The 26,068-nt window shown below is 70.9% G+C and carries 20 protein-coding genes and 1 pseudogene; 11 read left to right on the plus strand and 10 right to left on the minus strand.

Annotation, left to right across the window (positions count from 1 at the left end):
• The first annotated feature begins 14 nt into the window (after positions 1 to 14).
• The 4 genes from katG to AB0M99_RS03680 all read left to right on the plus strand — a co-directional run bounded on the left by katG (position 15) and on the right by AB0M99_RS03680 (position 4,662).
• Positions 15 to 2,204 (plus strand): catalase/peroxidase HPI, encoded by a 2,190-nt coding sequence (gene katG, locus AB0M99_RS03665; RefSeq protein ID WP_365917001.1) that lies wholly within the window; start codon positions 15 to 17, stop codon positions 2,202 to 2,204.
• A 246-nt stretch (positions 2,205 to 2,450) separates the two neighbouring features.
• Positions 2,451 to 3,050: an RNA polymerase sigma factor gene (locus AB0M99_RS03670; RefSeq protein WP_365917002.1), complete on the plus strand. Its 600-nt coding sequence runs from the start codon at positions 2,451 to 2,453 to the stop codon at positions 3,048 to 3,050.
• On the plus strand, positions 3,047 to 3,304 hold the full coding sequence (locus AB0M99_RS03675) for a hypothetical protein (protein WP_365917003.1): 258 nt from the start codon (positions 3,047 to 3,049) through the stop codon (positions 3,302 to 3,304). Before AB0M99_RS03670 ends, AB0M99_RS03675 begins: the two co-directional genes overlap by 4 nt.
• 137 nt (positions 3,305 to 3,441) lie before the next feature.
• Positions 3,442 to 4,662 (plus strand): cytochrome P450, encoded by a 1,221-nt coding sequence (locus AB0M99_RS03680; RefSeq protein ID WP_365917004.1) that lies wholly within the window; start codon positions 3,442 to 3,444, stop codon positions 4,660 to 4,662.
• On the opposite strand, the gene AB0M99_RS03685 is transcribed toward AB0M99_RS03680, so the two are convergent.
• Complete coding sequence (locus AB0M99_RS03685) at positions 4,633 to 5,655, minus strand: glycosyl hydrolase (protein WP_365917005.1); 1,023 nt, start codon at positions 5,653 to 5,655, stop codon at positions 4,633 to 4,635. The two genes, AB0M99_RS03680 and AB0M99_RS03685, sit on opposite strands and share 30 nt — an antisense overlap.
• Positions 5,656 to 5,949: 294 nt before the next feature.
• On the opposite strand from AB0M99_RS03685, the gene AB0M99_RS03690 reads away from it, so the two are divergent.
• Both AB0M99_RS03690 and AB0M99_RS03695 read left to right on the plus strand, forming a co-directional pair.
• Entirely contained in the window at positions 5,950 to 7,236 is a 1,287-nt protein-coding gene (locus AB0M99_RS03690) for a chloride channel protein (RefSeq protein WP_365917006.1), read from the plus strand.
• 80 nt (positions 7,237 to 7,316) lie between these two features.
• Positions 7,317 to 8,690 (plus strand): FAD-dependent oxidoreductase, encoded by a 1,374-nt coding sequence (locus AB0M99_RS03695; RefSeq protein ID WP_365917007.1) that lies wholly within the window; start codon positions 7,317 to 7,319, stop codon positions 8,688 to 8,690.
• A gap of 86 nt (positions 8,691 to 8,776) precedes the next feature.
• Here AB0M99_RS03695 and AB0M99_RS03700 read toward each other — a convergent pair whose 3' ends face one another.
• Positions 8,777 to 9,508 carry a hypothetical protein gene (locus AB0M99_RS03700; RefSeq protein ID WP_365917008.1) on the minus strand — a complete coding sequence of 244 codons (732 nt, stop codon included), beginning with the start codon at positions 9,506 to 9,508 and terminating at the stop codon, positions 8,777 to 8,779.
• A 256-nt stretch (positions 9,509 to 9,764) separates the two neighbouring features.
• Entirely contained in the window at positions 9,765 to 12,884 is a 3,120-nt protein-coding gene (locus AB0M99_RS03705) for a BTAD domain-containing putative transcriptional regulator (protein WP_365917009.1), read from the minus strand.
• Positions 12,885 to 12,959: 75 nt separating this feature from the next.
• Between AB0M99_RS03705 and AB0M99_RS03710 the strand changes: the two genes are divergently transcribed.
• On the plus strand, positions 12,960 to 13,817 hold the full coding sequence (locus AB0M99_RS03710) for an NAD(P)-binding domain-containing protein (RefSeq protein WP_365917010.1): 858 nt from the start codon (positions 12,960 to 12,962) through the stop codon (positions 13,815 to 13,817).
• Positions 13,818 to 13,881: 64 nt separating this feature from the next.
• Here AB0M99_RS03710 and AB0M99_RS03715 read toward each other — a convergent pair whose 3' ends face one another.
• Together AB0M99_RS03715 and AB0M99_RS03720 are read right to left on the minus strand one after the other, a co-directional pair.
• On the minus strand, positions 13,882 to 14,970 hold the full coding sequence (locus tag AB0M99_RS03715) for an ABC transporter substrate-binding protein (protein WP_365917011.1): 1,089 nt from the start codon (positions 14,968 to 14,970) through the stop codon (positions 13,882 to 13,884).
• Complete coding sequence (locus AB0M99_RS03720) at positions 14,967 to 15,533, minus strand: GNAT family N-acetyltransferase (RefSeq protein ID WP_365917012.1); 567 nt, start codon at positions 15,531 to 15,533, stop codon at positions 14,967 to 14,969. Before AB0M99_RS03720 ends, AB0M99_RS03715 begins: the two co-directional genes overlap by 4 nt.
• Positions 15,534 to 15,693: 160 nt before the next feature.
• Between AB0M99_RS03720 and AB0M99_RS03725 the strand changes: the two are divergent.
• A pseudogene (locus AB0M99_RS03725) lies at positions 15,694 to 16,101 on the plus strand (agmatine deiminase family protein); the annotation flags it as partial.
• Positions 16,102 to 16,126: 25 nt separating this feature from the next.
• Here AB0M99_RS03725 and AB0M99_RS03730 read toward each other — a convergent pair.
• The 5 genes from AB0M99_RS03730 to AB0M99_RS03750 all read right to left on the minus strand — a co-directional run bounded on the left by AB0M99_RS03730 (position 16,127) and on the right by AB0M99_RS03750 (position 21,296).
• Positions 16,127 to 17,233 (minus strand): substrate-binding domain-containing protein, encoded by a 1,107-nt coding sequence (locus AB0M99_RS03730; RefSeq protein ID WP_365917013.1) that lies wholly within the window; start codon positions 17,231 to 17,233, stop codon positions 16,127 to 16,129.
• A gap of 140 nt (positions 17,234 to 17,373) precedes the next feature.
• Positions 17,374 to 17,727 (minus strand): UBP-type zinc finger domain-containing protein, encoded by a 354-nt coding sequence (locus AB0M99_RS03735; RefSeq protein ID WP_365917014.1) that lies wholly within the window; start codon positions 17,725 to 17,727, stop codon positions 17,374 to 17,376.
• Positions 17,724 to 19,184, minus strand: a complete 1,461-nt coding sequence (locus tag AB0M99_RS03740; protein ID WP_365917159.1) for an ATP-binding protein — start codon at positions 19,182 to 19,184, stop codon at positions 17,724 to 17,726. The genes AB0M99_RS03735 and AB0M99_RS03740 overlap by 4 nt, the downstream gene beginning before the upstream one ends.
• 23 nt (positions 19,185 to 19,207) lie before the next feature.
• Positions 19,208 to 20,884 carry an FAD-dependent oxidoreductase gene (locus tag AB0M99_RS03745; RefSeq protein ID WP_365917015.1) on the minus strand — a complete coding sequence of 559 codons (1,677 nt, stop codon included), beginning with the start codon at positions 20,882 to 20,884 and terminating at the stop codon, positions 19,208 to 19,210.
• A 139-nt stretch (positions 20,885 to 21,023) separates the two neighbouring features.
• Entirely contained in the window at positions 21,024 to 21,296 is a 273-nt protein-coding gene (locus AB0M99_RS03750; protein WP_365917016.1) for a hypothetical protein, read from the minus strand.
• Positions 21,297 to 21,512: 216 nt separating this feature from the next.
• Here AB0M99_RS03750 and AB0M99_RS03755 point away from each other — a divergent pair, with 216 nt between their 5' ends.
• The 3 genes from AB0M99_RS03755 to AB0M99_RS03765 all read left to right on the plus strand — a co-directional run bounded on the left by AB0M99_RS03755 (position 21,513) and on the right by AB0M99_RS03765 (position 26,048).
• Complete coding sequence (locus AB0M99_RS03755; protein WP_365917017.1) at positions 21,513 to 23,972, plus strand: penicillin acylase family protein; 2,460 nt, start codon at positions 21,513 to 21,515, stop codon at positions 23,970 to 23,972.
• A 164-nt stretch (positions 23,973 to 24,136) separates the two neighbouring features.
• Positions 24,137 to 25,177: an alpha/beta hydrolase-fold protein gene (locus AB0M99_RS03760; RefSeq protein ID WP_365917018.1), complete on the plus strand. Its 1,041-nt coding sequence runs from the start codon at positions 24,137 to 24,139 to the stop codon at positions 25,175 to 25,177.
• A 505-nt stretch (positions 25,178 to 25,682) separates the two neighbouring features.
• On the plus strand, positions 25,683 to 26,048 hold the full coding sequence (locus AB0M99_RS03765) for a CorA family divalent cation transporter (protein WP_365917019.1): 366 nt from the start codon (positions 25,683 to 25,685) through the stop codon (positions 26,046 to 26,048).
• Positions 26,049 to 26,068: the final 20 nt, after the last annotated feature.

Below are 26,068 nucleotides of genomic sequence, written 5' to 3' on the forward strand. Positions count from 1 at the left end.
GAAGAAGGACGGACGTGTCCGGCAGCGACAGCGAGAACCCAGCAATCCCTTCCCCGACCCCCGCGCCGACCCGCCCCAGGACGAACCGGGACTGGTGGCCGAACCAACTCGACCTTCAGGTTCTCCACCAGCACTCGCCCCTGTCCAATCCGATGGGCGAGGACTTCAACTACGCCGAGGAGTTCAAGACCCTCGACGTCGACGCGCTGAAGCGGGACGTCTTCGAGGTCATGACCGCGTCGCAGGACTGGTGGCCCGCGGATTACGGCCACTACGGGCCGCTCTTCATCCGCATGAGCTGGCACGCCGCCGGCACGTACCGCATCGCCGACGGCCGGGGCGGCGGCGGCGCCGGCGCCCAGCGGTTCGCACCTCTCAACAGCTGGCCGGACAACGCCAGCCTCGACAAGGCGCGCCGTCTGCTCTGGCCGGTCAAGCAGAAGTACGGTCGGAAGATCTCATGGGCCGACCTTCTGGTGTTCGCCGGAAACTGCGCCATGGAATCCATGGGCTTCAAGACGTTCGGTTTCGGCTTCGGACGGGAGGACGTCTGGGAACCCGAGGAAATCTTCTGGGGACCCGAGGACACGTGGCTCGGAGACGAGCGCTACATCGGCGACCGGGAACTCACCGGTCCTTTCGGCGCCGTTCAGATGGGGCTGATCTACGTCAATCCGGAAGGCCCCAACGGGAATCCGGATCCGGTCGCTGCCGCCCGGGACATCCGCGAGACGTTCGGCCGCATGGCGATGAACGACGAGGAGACGGCCGCCCTCATCATCGGCGGCCACACGTTCGGCAAGTGCCACGGTGCGGTCGACCCCGAGTACATCGGTCCGGAACCCGAGGCCGGCCCCCTGGAGGAGCAAGGCCTCGGCTGGCGCAACACGTGCGGCAGCGGCATGGGCGTCGACACGCTCACCAGTGGTCTCGAAGGTGCGTGGACCACCGAGCCGACCAAGTGGGACAACGGGTACCTGGACAACCTGTTCCGGTACGACTGGGAGCTGACGACGAGCCCGGCCGGTGCGAAGCAGTGGACCCCCAAGGATCCCGCGGCCAAGGACACCGTGCCGGACGCCCATGACCCGTCGCAGCGGCACGCTCCCATGATGCTCACGACCGACCTCTCGCTGAAGGTGGATCCGGTCTACGCTCCGATCGCGAAGCGCTTCCACGAGAACCCCGCCGAGCTCGCGGACGCCTTCGCCAAGGCCTGGTACAAGCTGCTGCACCGCGACATGGGCCCCCTCTCGCGCTACCTCGGCCCGTGGGTCGCCGGGCCGCAACTGTGGCAGGACCCCGTCCCCCGGGCCGACCACGAGCTGGTCTCCGACCAGGACGTCGCCGCCCTCAAGGGCACGATCCTCGCCTCCGGACTGTCCGTCTCCCAGCTGGTCACCACCGCTTGGGCATCGGCCGCCAGCTTCCGCGGCACCGACATGCGCGGCGGGGCCAACGGGGCACGGATCCGGCTCGCGCCGCAGAAGGACTGGGAGGCCAACGCCCTGCCCGAGGTGACCGCGGTACTGCAGGCCCTCGAAGGGATCCAGCAGGACTTCAACGGCTCGCAGACCGGCGGAAAGAAGGTTTCGCTCGCCGACCTGATCGTCCTGGGCGGGTGCGCGGCCGTCGAGAAGGCCGCGAAGGACGCGGGGCACGACATCACCGTCCCGTTCGCGCCGGGGCGCACGGACGCCTCGCAGGAGCAGACCGACGTCGAGTCGTTCGCCGTGCTCGAACCGCGGGCGGACGCCTTCCGCAACTACCTCCGCGCGGGGGAGAAGTTGTCGCCGGAGATGCTCATGCTGGACCGCGCCAACCTGTTGACGCTGACCGCACCCGAGATGACGGTTCTCATCGGTGGCATGCGGGCCCTGAACACCGGGTTCGATCAGTCCCCGCACGGCGCCTTCACCCGGCGGCCGCAGACCCTGACCAGCGACTTCTTCGTCAACCTGCTGGACATGGGTACGGAGTGGAAGGCGTCCGCCTCGGCCGAGAACGTCTTCGAGGGCCGGGATCGCGTCACGGGCGAGGTCAAGTGGACGGCCACCGCCGTCGACCTCGTCTTCGGTTCGCACTCCCAGCTCCGCGCGATCTCGGAGGTCTACGCGTCCCAGGACGCGGCAGGGACGTTCGTACGCGACTTCGTGGCGGCGTGGGACAAGGTGATGAACCTCGACAGGTTCGACCTCGCCTGACCCCCGAAAGCCCACCTGCCGTCCCGGCCGGCCACCCACCGGCCGACCGGGACGCTGTGGCACGGGGAACTGCTTCGGCCGGAGGTGAATCCTTTTCGGGGGTGCCCGACTCTTGTCTGTGTACCGGCCGAACGGGCCGGCGGAACCGGGAGGAACACCCATGATGGTCACTGGCCTCGTAGTGATCGGAGCCCTGCTCGTGGGCGCGTGCAGCTGGCACCTGATGCGGCGCTACAAGAGCCGCGCATGAGCCGGCAGTTCTCGTGGCCGGACGAGCGGGTGATCAAGGCCGCTCAGGACGGCGACGTCGCTTCGCTCACCACCGTCGTCATGGAATCGCAGCCGCACGTGCGCAAGTTCGCCCTGTCGCTGTGCTCCTCGCCGCAGGACGCGGAGGACGCGGCTCAGGAGGCGCTGATCATCCTCTACCGGAAGATCGGCACCTTGCGGGCCACTGGCGCGCTCGCCTCGTGGATGTTCCGGATCGTGCGCAACGAATGCCTCCGGCAGGTACGGGTGCTCGTCTCGCGGAGCGACGAGCGCCCGGCCGCACCGGAGGCGGCCGCGGAACCGTCCGCCGAGGAGGCGGTGCTGCACCGGCTGGAGGTGGCGCGGATCGCGGCCGCGGTCAGCGCCCTTCCCGGCGATCAGCGGCAGGTCCTGATCATGCGGGACGTCCAGGGCCTGCCCGGCAGGACCGTCGCCCATTCGCTCGGTCTGAGCACCGCCGCGATGAAATCGCGGCTGCACCGGGCACGAGCGACGCTGCGTCACTCGCTGGAAGCGAAAGGCCGGACCCCGGATCGACCCGTCGACCAACCTGTCGGAGGAGGCTCACCCCAATGAACTACGCCAGCAAGTCCGTCCCTCGCCACCTGGCGCGCGGCGCCATCGGGTTCGGGGTGATCGTCGGCTCGGTCGCCCTGGTGCCCGTCGCCGGCCCGGTCACCCTGCTGGCGGCTCCGCTGGCCCTGATCGCCTTCCGGGGCTGCCCCACCTGCTGGATGGTCGGGCTGGCACAGACCGTCTCACGCGGCCGTCTGGAGCGCGAGTGCACGGACGGCGTCTGCACCCTCACCAAGGCGCATCCGGCGGCATAGGGCGGTAGGGCGCGGGGGCGCGGCACGCGCAGGCGCACTTCCTTGCGCGGCCGGGCTCCTGCATCATGGCCCGGCACCGGAGTTCACCCGCGCGGGCCCTACCGCGCCCCGCAACCGACCGCGACCCGGAGGCCCGTGTGCCGACCTACGACCAGGCAGGGCGCGACGAGCTGTACCTCGACCCGTACCCGCTGTACGCCCGCGCCCGCAGGGCCGAGGGACTGACCTACGTACCCGAGTTCGACGCGTGGCTGGTGGCGCGGGACCAGGACGTACGCGAGGTGCTGCTGCGCCCCGAGGACTTCTCCTCGGTCAACTCCCTGCTGCCGGACGTCCAGTTGTCGGAAGCGGCACTGGGCGTCCTGCCGCAGGGGTTCGGTCCGCGTCCCACCGTCGTCAGCACGGACGGCGCCGAGCACAGGCGACACCGGGCGGTGCTGAACCGCGGGCTGTCGGCCGCGCGCGTGGCGGCCCTGCTGCCGTACGCCCGGGAGTGTGCACGGGAGTTGGTGGACGGCTTCGCCGCGGACGGGTCGGCGGAGCTGGTGGAGGCGTACGCCCGCCGGCTGCCCGGGCTGGTGGTCGGCCGGCTGATCGGACTGGACCCGGCGGACGTGCCCGCCGCGGTGCACGGCGGGTACCGGGCCGAGGAGCTGCTGTTCCGGCCGATGCCTCCGCAGGCACAGGCGGCCGCCGCCGCGGACGTGGTCGCGCTCCAGCACCTGTTGGACGGGTACCTGCGCGACCGGCGTGCCGCTCCCCGGGACGATCTGTGCTCGACCATGGTGGCCGCCCTGGCTCCCGGCACCGGTGAACTCACCCTGGAGCAGCGTCACGAGCTGGTGGCGAGCCTCCAGAACCTCCTGATCGCCGGATTCCTCACCACCAGCGCGATGATCGGCAGCACCCTGCTGCACCTGCTGCGCGACCGGGCGCAGTGGGAGGTGCTGTGCGCCGATCCGGCGCTCATACCGGCGGCCGTGGAGGAGGCGGCGCGCTACGACACGGCCGTGCAGGCCTTCCGCCGTACCGCCACCCGGCCGGTGTCGCTCGCCGGGACGAAGCTGCCCGCCGGGGCCCACGTGCTGGTCGCCTACGGTTCGGCCAACCGCGACGAGGACCGCCACGAGCGGGCCGACCGCTTCGACATCAGCCGCCCCGCCGGCCACCACCTGGCCTTCGGCCACGGACCGCACGGCTGCCCCGGCTCACAGTTGGGCCGCGAACAACTGCGCCTGACCCTCGAACTGTTCACCCGCCGCCTGCCGGGTCTGCGCCTGGATCCCGAGGCCCCCTCGCCGACCATGCGGCCCACCTTGATCCACCGCTCACCGCGGGCTCTGCACGCGATCTGGTGAACCTCTCCGTTTGGTGGACAGGAACTCCCGGAACACGCGCGTGGAACGGGGGTTCTTGCTGCACTGCCACACGCCGTGCGGGCAGTAGTCCGTGATGCTGTGGTACATCGGCTTCTGCTTGGCGATCCATGCCAGCATGCGCCGCATGTACTCCGGATTGTCGCCGTTGCGGAACAGCCCCCACTCGGGGTACGAGATCCGCTTGCCGTGCGCCCTCGCGAAGTCGACCTGCTGCTGGAGTCCGTAGGGCTGGTTGATCTGCTCGTCGAAGGTGTGGCCGGGCGGCTGGTCGTAGGTGTCCATGCCGACGATGTCGACCACGTCGTCGCCGGGGTAGCACCTGGTCCAGGGGACCGCGTCACTGCCGCGGTTGGGGGCGAAGTCGAAGCGGAACCGCTGCCCCTCCACGGCGCGCATGGCCGCCACGATGTTCCGCCAGTACCTCTTCCAGTTCTCGGGGTCGGGACCGCACCGGTGGGTGTAGTTGAAGCCGTTCATCTCCCAGCCGAGCACGATCACCGTGTCCGGCACCCCGAGGGCGACCAGGCGTTCGGCCAGCCGGTGGAAGTGGTGGTCGTACTCACCTTCCGCGCCGGAGCGGATCAGCTCGGCGACCCGTTCGTCGGGGACGCCGGCCTCGTTCTGCTCCTGCATGGGCACGTTCAGGACGAACAGGCGGTCGGCCCTCGCCTTGCGCCACCGTGCCCAGCTGCGCAAGGAGTCGGGCTCGCCCTCGATGTTCGCCCAGGTGTCGCCGGGCAGGTAGGTGTGCCCGGCGCGCAGCTCGGTGCCCCCGAGCCAGCGCGAGAGGTCCCGCATCCGCTCGACGCCGGGCGAGCCGTAGTGGAGATAGGCACCCACGGCGACCTTGGGCCCGGTCTTGCCGCCGGAGGCCTCTTGGGGCGGCGCGGCGAGGGCGCCGCCGGTGGCGAGCAGAGCGGCAGCGACCGTACCTATGCAGGCGCCGGCCAGCCGGCGGCCTCGATGGGACATGACGTCTCCATAACCTTCGCGAGCCGATGGGATGTGTCCGGCATCGACGTTAGGCATCCCATCCGTCCTACTGCCTCTCCGGTGTCCCGATCCTGGGCCATTCGCGGCAGCCGACGGCCTTCGCCTGGCCCGACCAGGTGAAGGCGCCGCGCTCACCGGCCGCCGGGCTCAGCGGGCGGCGGGTTCGCCCGGTCGGGGTGGGTCGGGGCAGGGCTACGGCGAGGTTTGCCGTGATGGCCGGCCGATGGGTGCAGGCTCGGCGGACGTCCCCGTGCCGCTCGGTGGAGGCAGTTCATGCCCGGTGCTCGGCCCTCCCTCAAGACCGGCCGCGCATTCGTCGTCGCTGCGGCGGCCGGCTGCCTGGTCGGGCTGGTCGGCGGCGCCTTCCGGTGGTGCCTGGAGCACGCCGACAGGCTGCGCGGCTCCCTGGTGGGGACCGCCGCGGGTCTGGGCGTCGCGGGCCGGCTGGTTCCGGTCGCACTCTGCGCGGTGGGCGCGGCGGTGGCGTGTGCGATCGCCCAGCGGGTCCCGCACGCGGCGGGCAGCGGGATCCAGCACGTGGAAGCCGTGTGGCGGCAGGAGTCCGATCAGCATTCGCTGTGGCTGGTACCGGCGAAGTTCGTCGGCGGTGTCATCGCCATCGGCTCGGGCCTGGTCCTGGGGCGGGAGGGCCCGCTCGTCCACATGGGCGCCGCGATCGGGTCCGTGGCCGGTCACCGCGGCCGGCTGGACGCCGAGGACGCCCGCCTGGTCCACACCGCGCTCGGCGGGGCGGGACTGGCGGCGGCGTTCATCGCTCCGCTGGGCGGGCTGCTGTTCGTCTGCGAGGAGGTGACCCGCACGATCAGGCCCCGTCTGGTGCTGCTGACGCTCGTCGGCACCGTCGCCGCGGTGGTCTGCTCCCTGTCCGTCGTGGCGGGCGCGCCCGTGCTCCCGATGCCGGAGGTCCCCGACCCGCCCGTGTGGATGCTGCCGGTCTTCCTGCTGTTCGGGGTGGCCGCCGGGGCGCTCGGCGCCGCGTACAGCGCTCTGGTCGTACGGACGCTGGAGGCGTGCGACGGGCTGACCCGGGTACCGGCCACCGTCCGAGCGGCGGCCATCGGTGCCGTGGTCGGCGCCCTCATGGCCGTCGATCCGCTCCTGGCCGGCGGCGGCGACCCGCTGAGCATGCGCCTGCTGGCGGGCGGCGGCATGACGGTGGTGGCGCTGGGGACCTACCTCGCCGTCCGGTTCGTGGCGGGCCCGCTCAGCTATGCCGCCGCGACGCCCGGCGGGCTGTTCGCCCCGCTGCTGGCCCTGGGGGCCCTGTGGGGCACCCTCGCCCACGCGCTCGCCTCCCCACTCCTGCCGGGTCAGGCGGCGGGTCCGGCCGCGTTCGCCGCGGTGGGGATGGCGGCCCTGTTCGCGGGGGTCGTGCGGGCGCCGCTCACGGGTGTCGTCCTGGTCGTGGAGATGACCGGCACGTCCGTGCTTCTGGTCCCGCTGCTGGTCGCCTGTTTCGCCGCGACCGTGACCGCGGACCGGCTGGAGAGCGAGCCCATCTACGACAGCCTTCGGCGCCGGATGCTCGAACGCCCCTGAGGGAGACGGCACCCCGGTTCCCGCACGAAGATCGTCAAGCGGTAGGCTCGGCCCGCAACACGACGCGAAGGGGATGCCGAATGGCGCGGGTTGCAGTGGTCGGTGGGGGTACGAGCGGGCTGGGGACGGCGCTCATGCTGGGCCGGCGGGGCCACAGGGTCACGTTGTTCGAGCAGGACGCGCGGCAGGCCGGAGAGGACCTTCACCGGGACTTCTTCGACTGGCACAGGCCCCGGAGCCCGCACGCCGTCCAGCCCCACTCGCTCCTCGCGCCCGTACGCACCGTACTGCGCTCCGAAATCCCCGATGTCTACGCCGACTTGCTGGCACGCGGAGCCCGCGAGTACCACGAGTTCGACTGGTTCGGCGAGCATCCCCCGCATCGGGCCGGCGACGAGGATCTGGTGACCCTGCGCACCCGCCGCATCGTACTGGAGGCCGCCCTGACCGCGGCCGTGCGGCGGGAACCCGCCGTTGAGGTGCGGCAGGGCTGCCGGGTGACCGGTCTCGCCTTCCGGGAGGGCAGCCCGCCGCGGGTCACCGGCGTCCGCGCGGGCGCGGAGGTGCACCGGGCGGACCTCGTCATCGATGCGTCCGGTCGTCGCTCGCCGGTTCCCGCCTGGCTCGTCGCGGCAGGCTGCCGCCCGCCCGTGGTCGAAAGCCACCGCACCGAGATCGTCTACCTGTGCCGCTGGTACCGCCTGCGCGCCGACGGTCCGCGTGACCCCGGGCGGGTGAAGGCCGGCTCGGCGGCCCCGTTCGCCATCGCCGGCGTCTTCCCTTCCGACAACGACACCTTCGCCCTCCACATGGTGCTCTCCACGGGTGATGCGGCCCGCGGCGCGCTCACCGACCCCGAGGTGTTCGAGGCTGTCGCCCGCCGCTTCCCCGCCCCTGCCGCCTGGCTCGGCCTGGACCCCGAACCGCAGTCCGCCGTACTGGCGATGGGCGGCCTGGACAACCGCTGGACCGCCCTCGTCGACGAGGCGGGACCCGTCGTCACCGGCCTGGTCAACGCCGGGGACAGCCTCATCCACACCAACCCCACTTCGGGCCACGGCGTGTCCCTCGGCCTGCGCGCCGCCCAGCAACTCGCCACGCATGTCGACCGGATCGCCGAAGACCCCACCGGGTACCACGCCTGGACGACGGAGACCCTCCGCCCGTGGTTCGACGCGCAGGTGACGGCCGACCGCACCACCGGACAGCGCCTCGCCGAGAGCGCGCCGCCCTCGGACCGGCGGGCCGCCGCCGTGGGTGCCTGCGCCTTCGACGATCCCGTCGTCATGAGGGCCCGAGCCCAGGTACGCCATCTCGTGCGACCGGCGCGCGACGCCTACGGCACCGACGAGGTGGACCGGCACGTCACCGCCTGGCTGGCCGCCAACCCCGACTTCTCACCGCAGTACGACGGCCCGACGCGCGACCAGTGGGACGCACTCATCCCGGGCTGACCGGGTGGGACGTTTGCGCGCCGCGACGCGAGGGACCCCCGTACGGACGGTGCGGGGGTCTCTCGCGTCACTCCGAAGGACGGTGATCAGGCCGCGGCGTCCCAGGCGGTCGTCATGCCGTCCAGCCACGCGGGCGGCAGCTCCGCGGCGTCCCACTCCTCACGGAGCTCCTGCGGCACGGCGATGAGCCGCTCCAGCACGGCGATGCTCGTGGCGGAGTGGAGGAGCGAGTAGCGGCCGTGCACCGTGATGGCGCTGCCCGGTCCGTACGCCGCGAACAGGCGCTCCAGCCGGGCCCGGTGGGCCGCGGCGAACTGCGCCAGCCGCCCGGCGTACCCGGCCCGCTGCCGGGGGCTCATCGTGCCGAGGACGGCGCCGAGCACCTCCTCGGTGACCTCCGGGTCCAGGTCCGAGTCCGCGGTGAACGACAGGTACAGGGGCATGAGCGCCACCCGCGCCCGCTCCACCTCCATGCGCCCGGCCCGCGGGTGCTCCCCTGCCGGTCCCTGCTGCCCGTCGGCTCCCACGACCCGTAGCAGGGTCCGCTCGGCGACGGTGCCGAGCTCCTCCAGGAGGTCGCCGGCGCCGTCGAGCCAGCCCGCCTCGTACGCCTCGCCCTTGTCCCCCGGCGCCCTCCGGCCGCCGCCGCTCAGCTCCTGGTGCGCGAGCGCCAGCGCACCCGCTTCCAGGAGCCCGATCAGTTGCCGCGCGTCATCGGAGGGTACGCCCGTCCGCGCGAGGAGCTGCAGCAGCGTCGTCCTCGCGTTGTCGACACTGGCCTCGTCCAGCCACTGCCGTCCCTCATCGGCCGCGCCCATCACATCCTCCTCATCGCTCGGGTAGTGCCGTGTGTCCAACGAGATAGCTCCCTTCGACGGTCCAACGCCCGACGGCCGGGTTGTGCTCCCCGGCGGCGCAGCCCGCCGGGCGGTCGGCACCGATCTCCGCCACCGGCCACCCTCACACGCCGTCCACCGCATCCAATCAGCCGGGGACGCGGAGCTGCGACCGCCCGTCGTACCCACGCCGGGATGTCATGCGTTGTTCCACTGGTGGCCGAGCAGTCCGGACCTGTCAGCCGGTCGGGGCCCGGCCGATGGCGGCGGTGATGCGGTCGACGTCGCCGCGCTCCGCGGGCGGCAGGGGTATGCCGACCGCGTCGCGCAGTGCCGCGGCCGTGCCCAGCAGCCGGGCGGCGCTCTCGCGGTCGCCGGTGAGGGCGTGGGCACCGGCCAGACCTTCGAGGGCGCGGGCGAGGGCACGTCGGTCGCCGGTGCGACGGGCGTGCTCCAGCCCTTCCTGGTGCAACACCAGCGCGGCGTCGCCATCGCCCCGCTGTTCGGCGATGAAGCCCAGTTCGGCCAGGATGAACGCCACTCCGAGATCGCCCTCCCACCGGCGGCACCAGTCGAGCCACGCGCGCAGGTGGTTCTCCGCGTCGTCCAGCCTGCCCCGGCGCCGCGCCACCAGGGCCAGTCCGACCTCGGCGAATTCCTCGCCGCGCTGGTAGGAGTGCGCGGCCGCGAGCCGCAGGGCGCGTCGGTGGAGGGTCTCGGCGCGATCGAGGTCGCCGGTGAGGAGCGCGGTGCGCCCCAGGCGCGCCAGCACCCTGGACGCCTCGTTCCACAGCTTGAGTTCCTCGGCGAGCTGGAACCCCTCTCGGCGCAGCTTGCCCGCGGCCTCGTAGTCGCCGTTGATTTCGGCCAGGTCGCCGAGGGTCAGCGTTGCGTACAACCCGCCCCAGCCGTCACCGAGTTCCCGGAACAGCGCACCGGCCTCCTCGGCGTCGGCGCGCGCCGCGTCGGGCTTCCCCTGGTACAGGGCGACCTCGGCCCGGACGCAGAGCGCGGCAGCCGTTCCCCAACGGTCCTCCAGGGTGCGGAACTCGGCGTGGGCCCGGTCGGCGAGTTCGAGTGTCCCTTCCGGGTCGCCGAACCCGACCTTGCCCAGCGCGAGGAACCATCGGGCCCGGGCACGTCCGCCGGGATCGTCCACCTGGTCGTAGAGGTCGAGTACGAGCGTGCTCTCGTGGTCGGGAACGTCGAGGAGCAGCAGCGACATGCCCGCCCGCCATGCCCGGGCCGATGCCCTCGGTCCGGGGTCGCCCCCGGCCGGCAGGGCGAGGGCCAGGTCGAGTGAGCGTCTGGCTTCGGCGAATCGGCCGCGCAGGAACCAGTACCAGGCGGTCGCGTTCACCAGCCGCAGGGCCATGTCCGCGTTTCCCCTGCGGACGGCGTGGGCGAGGGCGGCGCGCAGGTTGGCGGCCTCGGCGTCCATGCGGTCCAGCCAGAGCCGCTGCTGGTGGCCCCGCAGCCGGGGATCGGCGTGTTCGGCGAGGTCGACGTAGCAGGTGAGATGGCGGTCGCGTACGCGCTCTTCCTCCCCGGACCCGGACCCGGCCAGCTGTTCCAGGCTGTAGGCCGCGACCGACTCCAGCAGCCGGTAGCGGCCGTCCCGGTGGACGACCAGGGAACGGTCGACCAGCCGCCCGAGCAGGCCGAGGACCTCCTCGGTCCGCAGGCCCTCGCCCGCGCACACCGTCTCGGCGGCCCGCAGGGTGCAGCCGTCCACGGGTACGGCCAGGCGGCGCAGCAGCATCTGCTCGGTCTCGGTGAGCAGTCCCCAGCTCCAGTCGATCATCGCGCGCAGCGTGCGCTGCCGCGCCGGCACCCCGCGCAGGTCCGCCGCGAGGACCCGGAACCGGTCGTCGAGGCGGTCGGCGAGTTCCGCCACGTCCATGACGCGTACCCGGGCGGCGGCCATCTCCAGCGCGAGCGGGATTCCGTCCAGGCGGCGGCATACCGCCGCGACGGCTTCCGCGTTGTCGGGCCCGAGGGCGAAGCCGGGGACGGCGGCCGCGGCGCGGGCCACGAACAGCCGTACGGCATCGGACTGTTCGGGCCGGTCGGAGCCCGGTTCGGGCAGTTCGAGCGGAGGGACGGGCCAGGTGTGTTCCCCGGTGACCGCGAGCGGTTCCTGGCTGGTGGCCAGGATGCGCAGCTCGGGCGCGGCGCGCAGCAACCGCGCGACGAGTTCGGCGACCGGCTCCACGACGTGCTCGCAGTTGTCGAGCACGAGGAGCATGCGCCGGCCCGCGACGGCGTCGTCGAGCCGGGCGGCCAGGGGCCGCGTCGGGGCGTGGACGTCGTCCCGCAGTTCGAGCACCGCCGCGACGGCCTCCTGTACGTCGATGCCCGTCCGTGCGGCAGCGAGCTCCACCAGCCAGGCGCCGTCCGGGAGATCCTGACCCTCGGCCCGGCGGGCGGCCGCTTCCAGTGCCAGCCGGGTCTTGCCGACCCCGCCGGTGCCGGTCAGGGTCACCAGCCGCTCGGAGTCCAGCAGTCCGTGGATGCGACGCACCTCCTCGGTGCGGCCGATCAGGCCCGTGAGCGGGGCGGGAAGGCTGCCGCGAGACCGCTGCGCCCCAACACCGTCGGCGGAGAGTACGGAGTCCTGCCTCACGATCGCCCCGTGCAGTTCGGCCAGTTCGCGGCCGGGGTCGAGACCGAGGTCTTCCCGGAGCCGGTCGCGGAGCTCACCGAGGCTTGCCAGTGCCGCGTCCTGGCGCCCCGACCGGTACAGGGCGCGGACGTGGGCGGACCGCAGTCCCTCGTGCAAGGGGTACGCGGCGACCGGTTCCCCCAACTCGGCTGCCACCAGCCCGTGCTCGCCCAGGGCCAGGCGCGCTTCGGCGAGCTCTTCGAGGGCGACCAGCCGCTGTTCCTCGAGTCGCCGGGCTTCGGCCCGTACGAACGGCTCGTCGGCGCAATCGGCGAAGGCCGACGGTCCCCGCCACAGGGCCAGCGCCTCGGTGAGCAGTTCGGCCTTCGCGCGCGGGTCGGGGGTGCTCGTCCGGGCCCGCGTCAGGAGTGCCTCGAAACGCCCGGCGTCGATCGCGTCGCCGTCCACCCGGAGCGCGTATCCCGGCGGCCGGGACAGCACCAGGTCACGGCCGCCCGGCTCGGCGTCCTCCAGGGTCCGCCGCAACAGCGACACCTTCGACCGCAGGGTGCGGACGTCGCTGGAGGGAGGTGCGTCGCCCCACAGGTCGTCAATCAGCCGGTCCACCGAGACGACCTGCCCCCGCCGCACGAGCAGTGCGGTGAGCAGCGTGCGGATCCTGGTCTCGCGCACCCGGACGCGCGACCCGTCCGCCGTCCACACCTCCAGCGGACCCAGCACCCCGAAACGCATACGGCCACGTTACCCGCACCCCGGCCACAACCTTTCCGGAGACGGAGCGCAACCTCCCTCGCGCACAGTCGCCCCATGAACAACGAACCAGTGACCGTCATCGGCCTCGGGCTGATGGGCAAGGCCCTCGCCACCGCTTTCCTCAAGGCCGGCCACCCGACGACCGTTTGGAACCGCACTCCGGCCAAGGCGGAGGGCCTCGCGGCCCGAGGAGCCGTCGTGGCCCGCACCGTGAGCGACGCCATCCGGGCGAGCTCGTTGATCGTGGTGTGCCTGGCCGACTCGGCCGCCGTGCACGACGCGGTCGGCCCGCACCGGGCCGAACTGGCCGGCCGGACCCTGGTCAACCTGACCTCCGGCACCTCAGACGAAGCCCGCCGGACCGCCGCGTGGGGCACCGCCTACCTGGACGGCGCGATCATGTCCATCCCCGAAGTGATCGGCCGCCCCGAGGCGTTCTTGCTCTTCAGCGGAGCGTCCAGCGCGTTCGACCAGCACAAGGACACCCTCCAGCACCTCGGCAACCCCGTGTTCTTCGGGGAGGATCCGGGCCTGGCCTCCCTCTACGACGTGGCACTGCTCGGCGTCATGTGGGGCACCCTGAACGCGTTCCTGCACGGGGCCGCCCTGCTGGGCGCGGCCAAGGTCGGGGCGGCCGCCTTCGCCCCCTTCGCCAACCAGTGGCTCTCCAGCGTGACCGGGTTCGTCAGCGCCTACGCCGACCAGATCGACCGCGGCACCTACCCGGCGGACGATGCGGCTCTCGAAACCCATCTGGCCACGATGAAGTACCTGGTGCGCGAGAGCGCCGCCGCGGGCATCGACACGGAGTGGCCCGCCCGCATCCAGGCCCTGGCCGAGCGCGCCGTCGACGCCGGTCATGCCGGTGCCGGCTACGCCAGCCTCATCGAGGTCTTCCGGGGCCGGGCGTAACGTCCGTCCCCTTCCGTACGCGCGGAGCGGCCCGGCCGTGTCGGCCCGGCCGCTCCGCGCCGTCTCAGCCCGTGTGGCGGATCCGGAATCGACCGGGGGCCGCCGGATCGCGGTCGACGACTTGGACCGGTGCCCAGGCCCATTGCCGGACGCCGATGCCCGGCGTGCGGGAGAACCGGATCGGTCCGCGGGTGCCTTCGACCTCGACGTGCGGCCAGGATGCGGCGATGCGCGCCCGGTCCGCGCCGTGAGTACGCAGCACGTCGGCCAGGACGGTGACCGTGTCGTAGCCCTCGAAGGCGACGAAGGAGGGCGCTTCGGCCAGCCGCTCGCGCAGGGCCCTCTCGACGCGCGCTCCGAGCGGGCCGAGGTGCTCGGGCAGGTAGCGCAGGAACGGGATCCCCGCGCCGTCGTCGCCCAGCGACTCGGCCCATTCGGTGAACTCCGGCTGCCCGGCGGGAGCGCCGATCAGGATCTCGGCGAGGCGCTGGTCGCGGCGTACGGACCTGACGATCGACACCGCCGGGTCCGGGTGGCCGACCAGGAGCAGGAGGGCCGTCGCGCGGTGGGCGACGAGTTCGTCGCACAGGGCGGCGGGTGTCAGTGTGCGCATGTCGAGTTCGAGGAGGGTGCCGCCGCGGGGAGCGAGGTGGTCCCGAAGGACGCGGGCCCCGGACGCCCAGTAGACACTCGGCTCGGCTGCCACGGCGATCCGGCTGTGGCCCGCTCCGAGGAGGAAGTCCGCGTAGGTCCGCCAGCCGTGGGACTGCGCCGGGGCGAGGCGTGCGACCCATTGCGTCGGCTGTTCGGTGAGCGCGTCGAGGACCGCCGACGAGCACAGGTACGGCAGGCCGAGGGCGTCGGCCCTGGCGGCGGCCGCGCGCGCGACGACGCTGTGGTACTCCCCCGCCAGGGCGGCCACGCCCAGTCCGGCCAACTCGTCCACGGCTGCTGCGGCCCGCTGTGGATCGGCGGCGGTGTCCCGGACGACGAGCTCCAGCGGTGTGCCGTCGATCCCTCCGGCGTCGTTGACCTCGCTGACGGCCAGCTCAAGTCCGGCGAGCAGGTGCCGGCCCGCTTCGACCCAGCCGGGCCGGGTCAGCGGAACGAGGGCGCCGATCTGGACGGATGCCCCGTCCGGTGGCGTTTTCATGCGGTGGCGTCCTGGATCGCGTCCACCGGGATCTCGAAGACGATCACGAGCCCGTCGTCCTCGCTCCCCTGCTCTCCGACGCGCGTGAAACCGAAGCCCGCGATGGTGGCCAGGGAGGCGTTGTTGTCGGACTTGCTACGGGCCCGCACAGTCCTGACACCGGGTTCGGCGGCGGCCCTGACCAGCAGCGCCTTCAGCATGGCGCGGGCATAGCCCTGGCGGCGGTACCCGGGCACGACGGTGAAGCCGACCTCGACCATGCCGGCCTCGTCCGGCGGTCCGTGGAACCCGGCGTCGCCGATGACGGCCCCGTCCGGCTCGGACACCGCGGCCCTGGTGATCCAGGGGGCGGCGGACGGGTCCTCGGCGAGCTGGTCGGCGCGGTAGCCGAAGATCCAGCGGGCCCGGTCGCCGACGAAGTGTTCGTCGAGGGCGACCCCGGCCTCGGCGCTGCCTCCGGCGAGGTCGCCGTCGGCGAGGGCCCTTAGCGCCTTCGCGTTGAGCTCGACGAAGCGGACGCGCCTGGGGGCGGGGGCAGGGGTGGGGAGAGGTTCGTTGTTCATCGCGGAGATCGTCGCCGAGCGCCGGAGGGCTGTCCATCGTTTTACGGCCTCGGCGGACCGGCGGCTCCCCCGGCCACGAATTGACTGAATTTTCAGTCAATGCCACAGTGTCGACACGCGGCCGCGCCTTCGTCCGTACTTGGCGGCCGTTCGCAGTGGCCTGGTGCGCTTCACCGTGCCGGGCGTGGTCCTGCTGGACCACGCCCACCCCAGCACCCCGGCGGACTCCTGGTCGCGCTCCGCCGACCAGGCGAAGGCCGTCCTGTCGAAGGCGACGGACGCCCGGGGCCGGCGTTTCGAGGTGATCGACCTGCCGCAGCCGGACCTGGACAGGATCACGGGCCGGGGCGACGACTTCGTGTCGGCCTACGCCAACTTCTACATCGCCAACGGTGCCGTCTTCATGCCCAAGTTCGGGGACGCGAAGGCCGACGACCGGGCCCGCGGCATCCTCCGGGAACACTTCCCCAAGCGGGACATCGTGCCGGTGGGGATCGACACGATCGCCCCGGGCGGCGGCGGCATCCACTGCTCGACCCACGACCAGCCCGGAAAGCCCGCCGCCTGACCCTTGCCGCCGTACGGCCGGATCGCTACTTCAGGCCGATCCCCTCACAGGCGGCCTTGAACCTGTCGGTGCAGATCTCGGCCACCGTGTAGACGTCGTCCTTGATCACCGTCGTCTTCACGTTGTCCTTGGTGAGGGAGATGCTGGGCACGAGAACCGCCGGCACCCGCTTGGTCGTGGGGCTGTCGACCATCTGATTGATCATCTCGTCGATCCTCTCGCCCTTGGCGAGCGCGACGGCCATCATCGCGGCGGCCTCGGCCTCGGGGGCGTACGGCTTGTAGACGCTCATGAACTGCTCGCCCGCCACGATCCGCTGCACACCGGCGAGTTCGGCGTCCTGACCGGTGACCGGGGGCAGGGTGGACAGGCCTGCCGCCTTGAGGGCGGCGATGACGCCGCCGGCCATGCCGTCGTTGGCCGAGTAGACGCCGATGATCTTGTCCTTGCCGAGCGCCGCGATCGCGGCCGTCATGTTCGCGGCGGCGTTCTCGGGCTTCCACTCGACGGTGTCGTACTCCTTGCCGATGTTCACCTTGCCGTCGAGGACGGAGTGCGCACCGGACTTGAACATGGCCGCGTTCGGGTCTGTGACCGAACCGTTCATCATGACGATCCGGCCGTCCTTCGCCTTGTCGCCCAAGGCCTCCAGGAGCGCCTTGCCCTGGACCATGCCGACGTCGTCGTTGTCGAAGGAGGTGTAGGCGTCGATCGGACCCTCGGCCAGGCGGTCGTAGGCCACGACCGGGATACCGGCCGCCTTGGCCCGCCCGATCGCGCCCGCGATGGCCTTGGAGTCCACAGCGTCGATGATCAGGACGTTCACCTTGTTGGCGATCATCGCGTCGACCTGCGCGTTCTGCACGGTCGCGCTCTGCTTGGCATTGACGTAGAGGACCTGGGCCCTGCCCCTCGTGAGGACGGCGATCTCCTTCTCGATGAGGGGCTTGTCGAACTTCTCGTACCGCGCGGCCTGGCTCTCCGGCAGCAGGAGCCCCACTTTGATCGCGTCGCCTTCGGCGCGGCTCCCCGGCTTCCCGTCGCCCTGTTCCACACCGCCGCACGCGGCGAGCGAGAGGGTGACCGCCGAGGCGACGACCGAGACGGAAGCACGAGCCAAAAGCGCGTTCACGTTCTTAACCTCCCTGACGAGGCCGTGTGTGAACGGCCGAGGTAGGCGCAGTCAACTCGGCGTGAACGCCGTGGTCAAGAAGTGAATTATTAACGAAATAGCAACGTCACCTGACTTCAAGTCATGAAAATGTGCGCCGCTCACCGGTGCAGCAGCCGCGTCCAGTCCTGCGGGACCCGGCCGGCCGGTCCCGGCGCCGGCTGGTCCGCCGGACGGGCACCTGGCTGCGTCAGCTCGGGCCCGGAATCGTACAGTTCGTCCCTGTCGAAGTCCCAGAACCATTCCTCGCCCGGCTCGAAGCTCTGCACCAGGGGGTGGCCGGTGGACTTCCAGTGCGCGGTGGCGTGCTGAGCGGGCGAGGAGTCGCAGCAGCCGACGTGGCCGCACTGGACGCAGCGCCGCAGGTGGAACCACCAGCCGCCCACCTCGTCGCACTCGACGCAGCCGGGGCCGCTGGGCGGGACGCTCGGGTCGATTCCGCTGATGTCGGTCACGAGGACTCCTCGGTGCTCTCGGATTCGGGCGCGGTCCCGGGTTCCCGGACGGTCAGCGGCAGCAGCACCTGGAAGCGGGTGTCGCCCGGCACCGATTCGACCTGGAGGCTGCCGTGGTGCTTGCTGACGACGATCCGCCAGGAGATGTCCAGGCCCAGACCGGTGCCCTCCCCGACCGGCTTGGTGGTGAAGAAGGGATCGAAGATGCGGCTGCGGACGTCGGCCGGGATGCCTGGCCCGGTGTCGCGGAACTCCACCAGCAGCCGGTCCCCCTCCCGTGCGGTGCGGACCGTGAGCGTGCCTTCGCCGCCGGTGCTCCCGATGGCGAAGACCGCGTTGTCGATGAGGTTGGTCCACACCTGATTCAGCTCCGCCGGGTAAGCGGGTACGTCCGGCACCGAACGGTCGTAGTCCTTGACCACCCGGACCCGGGAACCGATCTTGCCGGACAGCATCAGCAGGGTGCTGTCGAGGAGTTCGTGGACGTCGACGACCCGGTGCGGAGCGCGGTCGAGCTGCGAGTACTGCTTGGCCGCGTCCACGAGGTGGGAGATCCGGGTGGTTGAGTCGTCGATCTCGTCCATCAACAGCTCTGTCTCGACGGTGTAGTTGAGCCAGCCGATGGCCCCCGGCAGGATGTCCTCGGCCACGCTCGCCGCGACCTGCTCCAGCCAGTCGGTGTCCAGTCCGGCCTGTACGAAGGTCGGCGCGACCCGCCAGCCCTCCGGGAAGCCGTGGTCCTCCAGCCAGTCGGCGAGCTCGTCCTCGCGGTCGGATGCCTCCAGTGGGCTCAACGCCGTTGCCTTCGCGACGCGTTCGACGGTGCGCTCCTGGATTTCGATGAGGTCGGCGATCGCCTCGCGGGGGTAGTTGCCCTGAGCGATGTGGGCCAGCTTGTGCCGCATCTTGCCGACGCGTTCGCGCAGTGTGGCGGTGGCGCGTACCGCCGCTGCCGCCGGGTTGTTGAGCTCGTGGGTGAGACCGGCGGACAGCGATCCGAGGGCGAGCAGCCGTTCCCGCTGGCCGATGGCCCGCTGGGTGTTCTTCGAGCCGAAGAACAGCCCCTCCAGGAGGTGCGCGGCCATCGGGAACCATTCCTGCATGATGTCCGCGAACGACTGGGCGGGCAGTACGAAGAAGCGTGTGCGCTCGCTCACCCGCATCGAGTTGTTGTACGTCTGCGGCACCCGGTCACCCAGGTAGGCCTGCATGGCCCCCGCGTACACCCCTCGCTGCGAGGTCCGGCTGACCTCCACGTCGTCACCGCCGACCCGGCGGGACAGTACGACGGTGCCCTCGATCATCACGTAGAAGCAGGTGGCCGGAGTGCCCTCCGCGTACACGGGACCGGCTTCGAAGCGCTCCACCCGCCCTTCGCTGCACAGCCGCCCGAGCTGTTCCGGGGAGAGCTTCTCGAAGAGGAACAGCGAGGCGATCTCGCCCGGGTTGCACGGCATGACCTGCCCGCTCACCTGCTCGCTCATGACTGCTCCAGGTACCGGTGGACGAGCATCACGGCCATGGCTCCCTCTCCGACGGCGGACGCGACGCGCTTGGCGGACTGGGCGCGCGCGTCGCCCGCCACGAACACGCCTGGGATGTTGGTCTCCAGGTGGTAGGGCGGCCGGTCGAGTTCCCATTCGGCCGGCGGTCGCCCGTCCGGTGTGAGATCCGGACCGGCCAGGATGAAGCCGTGCTCGTCGCGCAGCACCGTTCCGTCCAGCCAGTCGGTCAGCGGGGCCGCGCCGATGAACACGAACATCCACTGGGCGTCGACGAGTTCGGTCGCGCCGCTGTCCACGTCCCGCAGCGTCAGCTGTTCCAGGTGTCCTTCGCCGTGCGCCGCCTCGACGGCGGTCCCGGTGCGGACGGTGATGTTCGCCGTCTCCTCGATCTGCTGGATCAGGTAGTGCGACATCGACGCCGTCAAGGACTCCCCGCGCACCAGCATCGTCACCGACTTCGCGCCCCGCGCGAGGTATACCGCCGCCTGCCCGGCAGAGTTGGCGCCGCCCACGATGTACACGTCCTGCTCCAGACAGGAGGACGCCTCGGTGAGCGAGGACCCGTAATAGACTCCGCAGCCGGTCAAGTCCTCGCAGCCCGGCGCCTGGAGCTGCCGGTACGACACTCCGGTCGCCAGGATGACGCTGTGCGCGGCGATCTTCGAGCCGTCGGAGAAGCGGACGACGCGTGCCGCGCCGTTGACCTCCAGACCGGTGACCTCGCGCGCGGTGAGGATCTCGGCGCCGAACCTGCCGGCCTGGCGGCGGGCCCGGTCGGTGAGCTGTGCGCCCGATACCCCGTCGGGGAATCCGAGGTAGTTCTCGATGCGGGAGCTCTGGCCGGCCTGCCCGCCGGTCGCCGATCGCTCGATCAGTACGGTCCGCAGCCCCTCGGAGGCTCCGTACACGGCCGCGCCGAGCCCGGCGGGGCCGCCGCCGATCACGACGAGGTCGTAGAAGTCGGAGGCCGGGGTCGTGGCGAGCCCCACGTGGGCGGCGAGGTCGGCCGCCTCCGGTTCGATCAGCGCGGTGCCCTGCGGGGTGATCACCAGGGGCAGCCGCTGCCCGTCGGCCCCGGCCGCATCCAGCAGGCGCCGCCCCTCCGGCTCGTCGGAGGAGTACCAGCGGTACGGGACCTGGTTGCGGGCCAGGAACTCGCGAACGAGCGAGGAGTGCGCCGACCAGCGGTGTCCGACCACCTTGGTCGCGGGTACCGGCCGGTAGTCGCTGGCACGCCAGGCCGCGAGCAGGTCGTCCAGGACCGGGTAGAGCTTCTCCTCCGGCGGGTCCCACGGCTTGAGCAGGTAGTGGTCGAGGTCGACCACGTTGATCGCGTCGATCGCCGCGTCGGTGTCGGCGTACGCGGTCAGCAGCACGCGCCGCGCGCCCGGATAGACGTTGAGCGCCTGTTCGAGGAACTCGATGCCGTTCATCTGCGGCATGCGGTAATCGGCGAGGATCACGGCCACCAGGTCGCCCCGCAGCTTCAGCTCGCGCAACGCCTCCAGCGCGGAATCGCCTGACTCGGCGCGCACGACCCGGTACCCGCCGCCGTAGCGGCGCCGCAGGTCACGGGCGATGGCACGGGAGACTCCCGGGTCGTCGTCCACGGTCAGGATGACGGTCCGCGCTGCGTCGGCGACCTCTGTCATACGTCTCCCGCCCGAGCGGCCTGGACTGGCGGCACAGCCGGCGGCGCGCGCTGGTTCCCGTCATCGTATGTTCGATCGCCCGGCTCCGCTTCGGGACGCGTGCTGCTGCTTCGAGGGGCATGCGCCGCGCGGGGCGCTGTTACTTGGAGGCCAGCCGGCAGGCGCTCGCCGCGGTCCCCTTGGTCACGCCGTCCTCGGTCAGACCGGTCACGCACTCGTCGTAGGCACCGGCCAGCCCGACGTAACAGGCTGCACGGACGGATTCCGGAGCCTCACCGCCCTTCAGCTCCCGCTCGACCTGGTTGACGCAGGCCGTGACGTCCGCGTGGGCGGCGGGGGCGACAAGGGCCGCGCCGCCGAGGGCGAGGGTCAGGCCGGTGAGGACGCTTGCGATACGTGTCGACGTGCGCATGGGACACCTGCTCTCCGGGATCGCCGCGCGGGCCCGGCCCCCGTACCGGACCGGCTCGGCCGGACATCCCTCCCTCATTCGACGCTAGAACAGCCCCCTGCCGCACGCACCCGCTGGGGCGCCCCGGGGTGCGGCGGCATCATCGGGATTTCATCGGTGCTCCTTAGCGTGGCCGCGTTCAGACGTAGGCCTTGACCACAGGGGAAGGACCGCTCGATGGCGCGGAGGAGATTCAGCGCGAGGATGCCGGTGGCGGTCATGGCCGCGGTGGCGGTGATGGGCACGATGGTGGCCGCCGGGTCACCGGCCACCGGGTCACCGGCCGCGGCACAGGGGCCGGACAGGCCGACGATCCGCTACACCGAATACGGGATCCCGCACATCGTCGCCTCGAACTGGGAGGGACTGGGAACGGGCTACGGGTACGCGGCGGCCAAGGACAACATCTGCACCTTGGCCGACACCTACCTGATGGTGAACGCCCAGAGGTCGCGCCACCTGGGGCCCGACGGCAGGGCGAGCCCCGGCGAGCACCAGAACACCACGAGCAATCTCAACAGCGACCTGTACTTCCAGCGGATGAACGACAACCGTGTGGTGGAGCGGCTGATCGACCAGCCCGCGCCCAACGGACCCGAGCCGGAGGTCAAGGAGGCCATTCGCGGCTACGTCCAGGGGTACAACCGGTACCTGGCCGAGACGGGCGTGAACAACATCTCCGACCCGGCCTGCCGCGGTAAGGCCTGGGTGCGGCCGATCACGGAGCTGGACGTCTACCGGCACGCGCACGCCGAGATCATCATGGGCAGCGCCGATCCGCTGTTGGACGGCCAGGTGAACGCCGCGCCGCCGGGGGCCTCGGCCGCCCCGCCGCCCGCGGCGTCAGCCGGGGAGACCGCGGCGAAGATCCGCGATGCCATGGCCGTCAGTCGTCAACAGAGCATGGGCAGCAATGCATTGGCCATCGGTTCTCAGGGCGTGTCCGGCGGCACCAGCATGCTGCTGGCCAACCCGCACTTCCCGTGGCAGGGCAAGAACCGGATGTGGCAGAGCCAGCTGACGATTCCGGGGAAGATCAATGTCTCCGGTGCCAGCCTGCTCGGATTCCCCGCGGTGAACATCGGGCACAACGACGACGTCGCGTGGAGCCACACGGTCGCCACGGTGGCCCCGTTCGGTCTGTTCGACGTCCAGGTGGATCCGCTGAACCCGACCAACTACCTGGTCGACGGCGCTTGGCAGCCGATGGCCTCGCAGCAGGTCGGAGTCGACGTACTGAAGGCGGACGGCTCCATCGGCAAGGTCACCAGGACGTTGTGGTCCACCCGTTACGGCCCGATCACCACATCGATCATGGGCCAGCCCCTGCCCTGGGTGGTCAGCGCGCACGCCGTGCGCGACGTGAACATGGACAACCTGCGGGCGTTGAACACCTGGTTCCACCTCGACCAGGCCAAGGACGTCAACGACGTCGTGAACACCCTGGAGACCACGCAGGGCGTCCCCTTCTTCAACACGGTCGCCTCCGACCGCAAGGGCAACGCACTGTACGCGGACATCCAGGCGACCCCGAACATCACCGACGAGCACGCGCAGTCGTGCCTCACCCTGACCGGACAGCTGCTGTTCAACCAGACGCTGAGGCTGCCGAACGTACCGCCGGTCTCCGTCTTCGACGGCAAGCGCAGCGCGTGCGACTGGCCCGACGACCCCAACGCGGTCGCGCCGGGACTGCTGGATCCGCACAAGCAGCCGCGTCTGATCCGGCGCGACTTCGCGGGCAATGCCAACGACAGCGCCTGGCTGGCCAACCCCGAACAGCCGCTGTCGTTCCCGCGGGTGATGGGCGACACCGGGGCGCCCCGGTCGCTGCGCACCCAGGAGTTGATCCTGACCGCGCAGAACCGGATCAACGGCACCGACGGCCTGCCGGGCAGGGGGTTCACGCCGGAGAACATGGGACAGTTGCTGTTCGCCGACAACAGCAGGGCGGCCGACCTGGCCCTCAACGCCACGGTGACGGCCTGTCAGAACGTCCCCTTCGGGCTCGTCCTGGTGGATGGCAACCTGGTCAACGTGAGCGAGGCCTGTCCGATCCTGGCCGCCTGGAAGGACCACAACTTCTCGGCGGACAGCAGGGGTTCCTGGCTGTTCGAGAACTACTGGGCCTTCCTGGGCGGCGGCCAGGCGATCGAGAAGCTGCCGTGGCGCGTGCCCTTCGATCCCAAGGACCCCGTGCACACGCCCAACTCACTGGACTCGGGGAGCTCCGCCGTCCGCAATGCGCTCGCCCGGGCGGTTCTCGCGCTGCGCAACTCGGGCGTTCCTCTGAACGCACGGCTGGCGGACGTCCAGAAGGTCACCCGCAACGGTGAGCAGATCCCGATCCACGGTTCGATCGGCGAGTTGGGCGTACTGAACGTGATCACGCCCGGCCAGGTCGACGGCAAGCTGGACATCACCTTCGGGTCCAGTTTCGTCCAGATGGTGCGGTTCACCGCCGACGGCCCGCCGGAGGCCCTCTCCGTACTGGCCTACTCCCAGTCGGCGAACCCGAACTCGCCGCACTACGCCGATCAGACCAAGCTGTTCTCCGCAGGCCGATGGGTCACCGAGCGGTTCACCGAGGAGCAGATCGCCGCCTCACCGGCCCTGGAGGTCAAGGTCCTTTCCTGACAGGGACGTTCGGGCACGTCGGAGCCTCGATGACGGTCTCGGGCGTGCCCTTTCATCGGGGTTTCATCACCTCCCGATAGCTTTCGCGCCGCGCAACTACAAGAGTCACGAGGGGGCACGCTGCAATGAGGAAATCGAGCCGGTGGCGAATCGTGGTGGCATTGATGGCCGCCATCGTGGGAATGGCCGTGCCGGCGGGTACGGCACAGGGCGCCGACCGCACCGCACCGCCACCGATGGCGGACGGGTTCGGCCTGACCCAGGTCGACTCGGCAGTGGGCGGCCCCACCAACTTCTACATCACCGTGACCACGCCCGAGGTCGCGGGCAAGCACCACATCAAAATCATCCTGCCGAGCGGCTACTACGACGACCCGGCCAGGCGGTACCCGGTGCTGTACTTCCTGCACGGCTCGCCCGACGACCCGATCCAGCAGAACTACCCGGCGCTGACCACGTCGAACTCGATGATCACCGTCATCCCGGACGGCGGCCCCCGGGGCTGGTACGCCAACTGGCTCAACCAGAGGACTCAGGCCGGCGCCCAGAACTGGGAGAACTTCCACCTCAAGCAGGTGATCCCGTTCATCGACGCGAACCTGCGGACCGTAGCCACCAAGAAGGCCAGGGCCATCGCCGGAGTCTCCATGGGCGGCTTCGGGGCGTTCCACTACGCCCAGGTCCGTCCCGACCTGTTCAGCCAGACCGCGTCCCTGTCCGGAGACATCGACCTGTCGGCCAGGTCCATGGACCTGCGGCTGGCCGTCGTCGCCTCCCTCATCGACGCGCAGGGTGCGGCCTGCGGCTCGATGTCCGGCGTCTGCGACCCCAAGGACTCGCCCTACAAGCCCGGCGTGGACAGTGACGCCCTGTTCGGCTCGCCCTACCCGGTGTTCAACGTCGACCGGGTGTGGAACGAGGTCGACCCGTCACAGCACATGGACAAGCTCAAAGCCGGCGGGGTCGGGGTCTCCATCTACGTGGGCAACGGCCGCGGTCAGGTCACCGACCTGGAGTTCTGGCTCGAAAGCGCGTCCAAGCACGTCAAGGACGCCATGGACGCTCTGGGCATGTCCTACTACTACGTCAACTACGGTGACGGCTCCGCCTGGGGCGACATGTGCAACGGCGGCCACAGCGGCGGCTGCTGGGAGCAGGACCTCCGGGACCTGATCCCCAGGCTGGAGAGGTCCTTCGCCGCCTGACGCCGCCGCACGGCGCCCGTCACCCGGCCCGTCCGCCCTGCTCCTCGTGCGCGCCATGCGCGCCTCGGGGGGCAGGGCGTTCGGCTTTTGGAGTCCGATGGGACCGATGGGGCCAATGGGACCGATGCGGCATTTGCCGACTTTGCACTCACATTGCTTGTCGTTTACCGTGTCTGAGGCGCGGGAAAGCCGCGCCACGATGTGCGGGAGGTGATCAGCGTGCCTGGTGGAAGTAGTGCCAGAACGTTCACGCCGCCGATCCCGCTTGACGCCCTGCAGTAGCGGCCACAGTGCCGCGCCAGGTGAATACGCCTGCAGCGCGCATCTCGCCTTCGCGGTGATTTCTCTCTCTTATCAGAATCCGACGCCCCATCGGCGTGCCCTGCACGTCCACTGCTGAGCGGGCCGCGCGGCTGTTGACGCGTGCCACGTTTCCGGCCTGTTCCGCCGAGCGGTGACAAGTGCGCTCCGAGCGCTGCCCTGGTGCCTTGAACGAAGGAATTCCATGAGCAACAACACGATGCCGACGAACCGCGACAACACCCTCGCGGCAGACGAAACAGCAGGTCAGCAGGGTCAGCAGGTGGAGCTGCTCCGCGAGATCAACAGGGAGATCCACGGCCTGAACAAGGAAATGGAAGACATCCGGGAGATCACCGAGGACCAGCTGAAGGCCACTGTGGAGACTCGGAAGGTGAGCGCCTGGACGGCGATCGCAGTGGTGCCCGGAGCCCTCGCATCGCTCTACGGCTCCAACTTCGAGCACATGCCCGAGCTCCAGTTCAAGTACGGCTGGCCGCTGTTCCTCGCCGCCCTGGCATCGACCTCGCTGGCCACCTACTTCGCGGTCAAGCGCAAGGGCTGGCTCTGAGCCCGACAACGACCAGAGGA

This window comes from Streptomyces sp. NPDC051183, from assembly GCF_040682455.1.
Classification (GTDB): domain Bacteria; phylum Actinomycetota; class Actinomycetes; order Streptomycetales; family Streptomycetaceae; genus Streptomyces.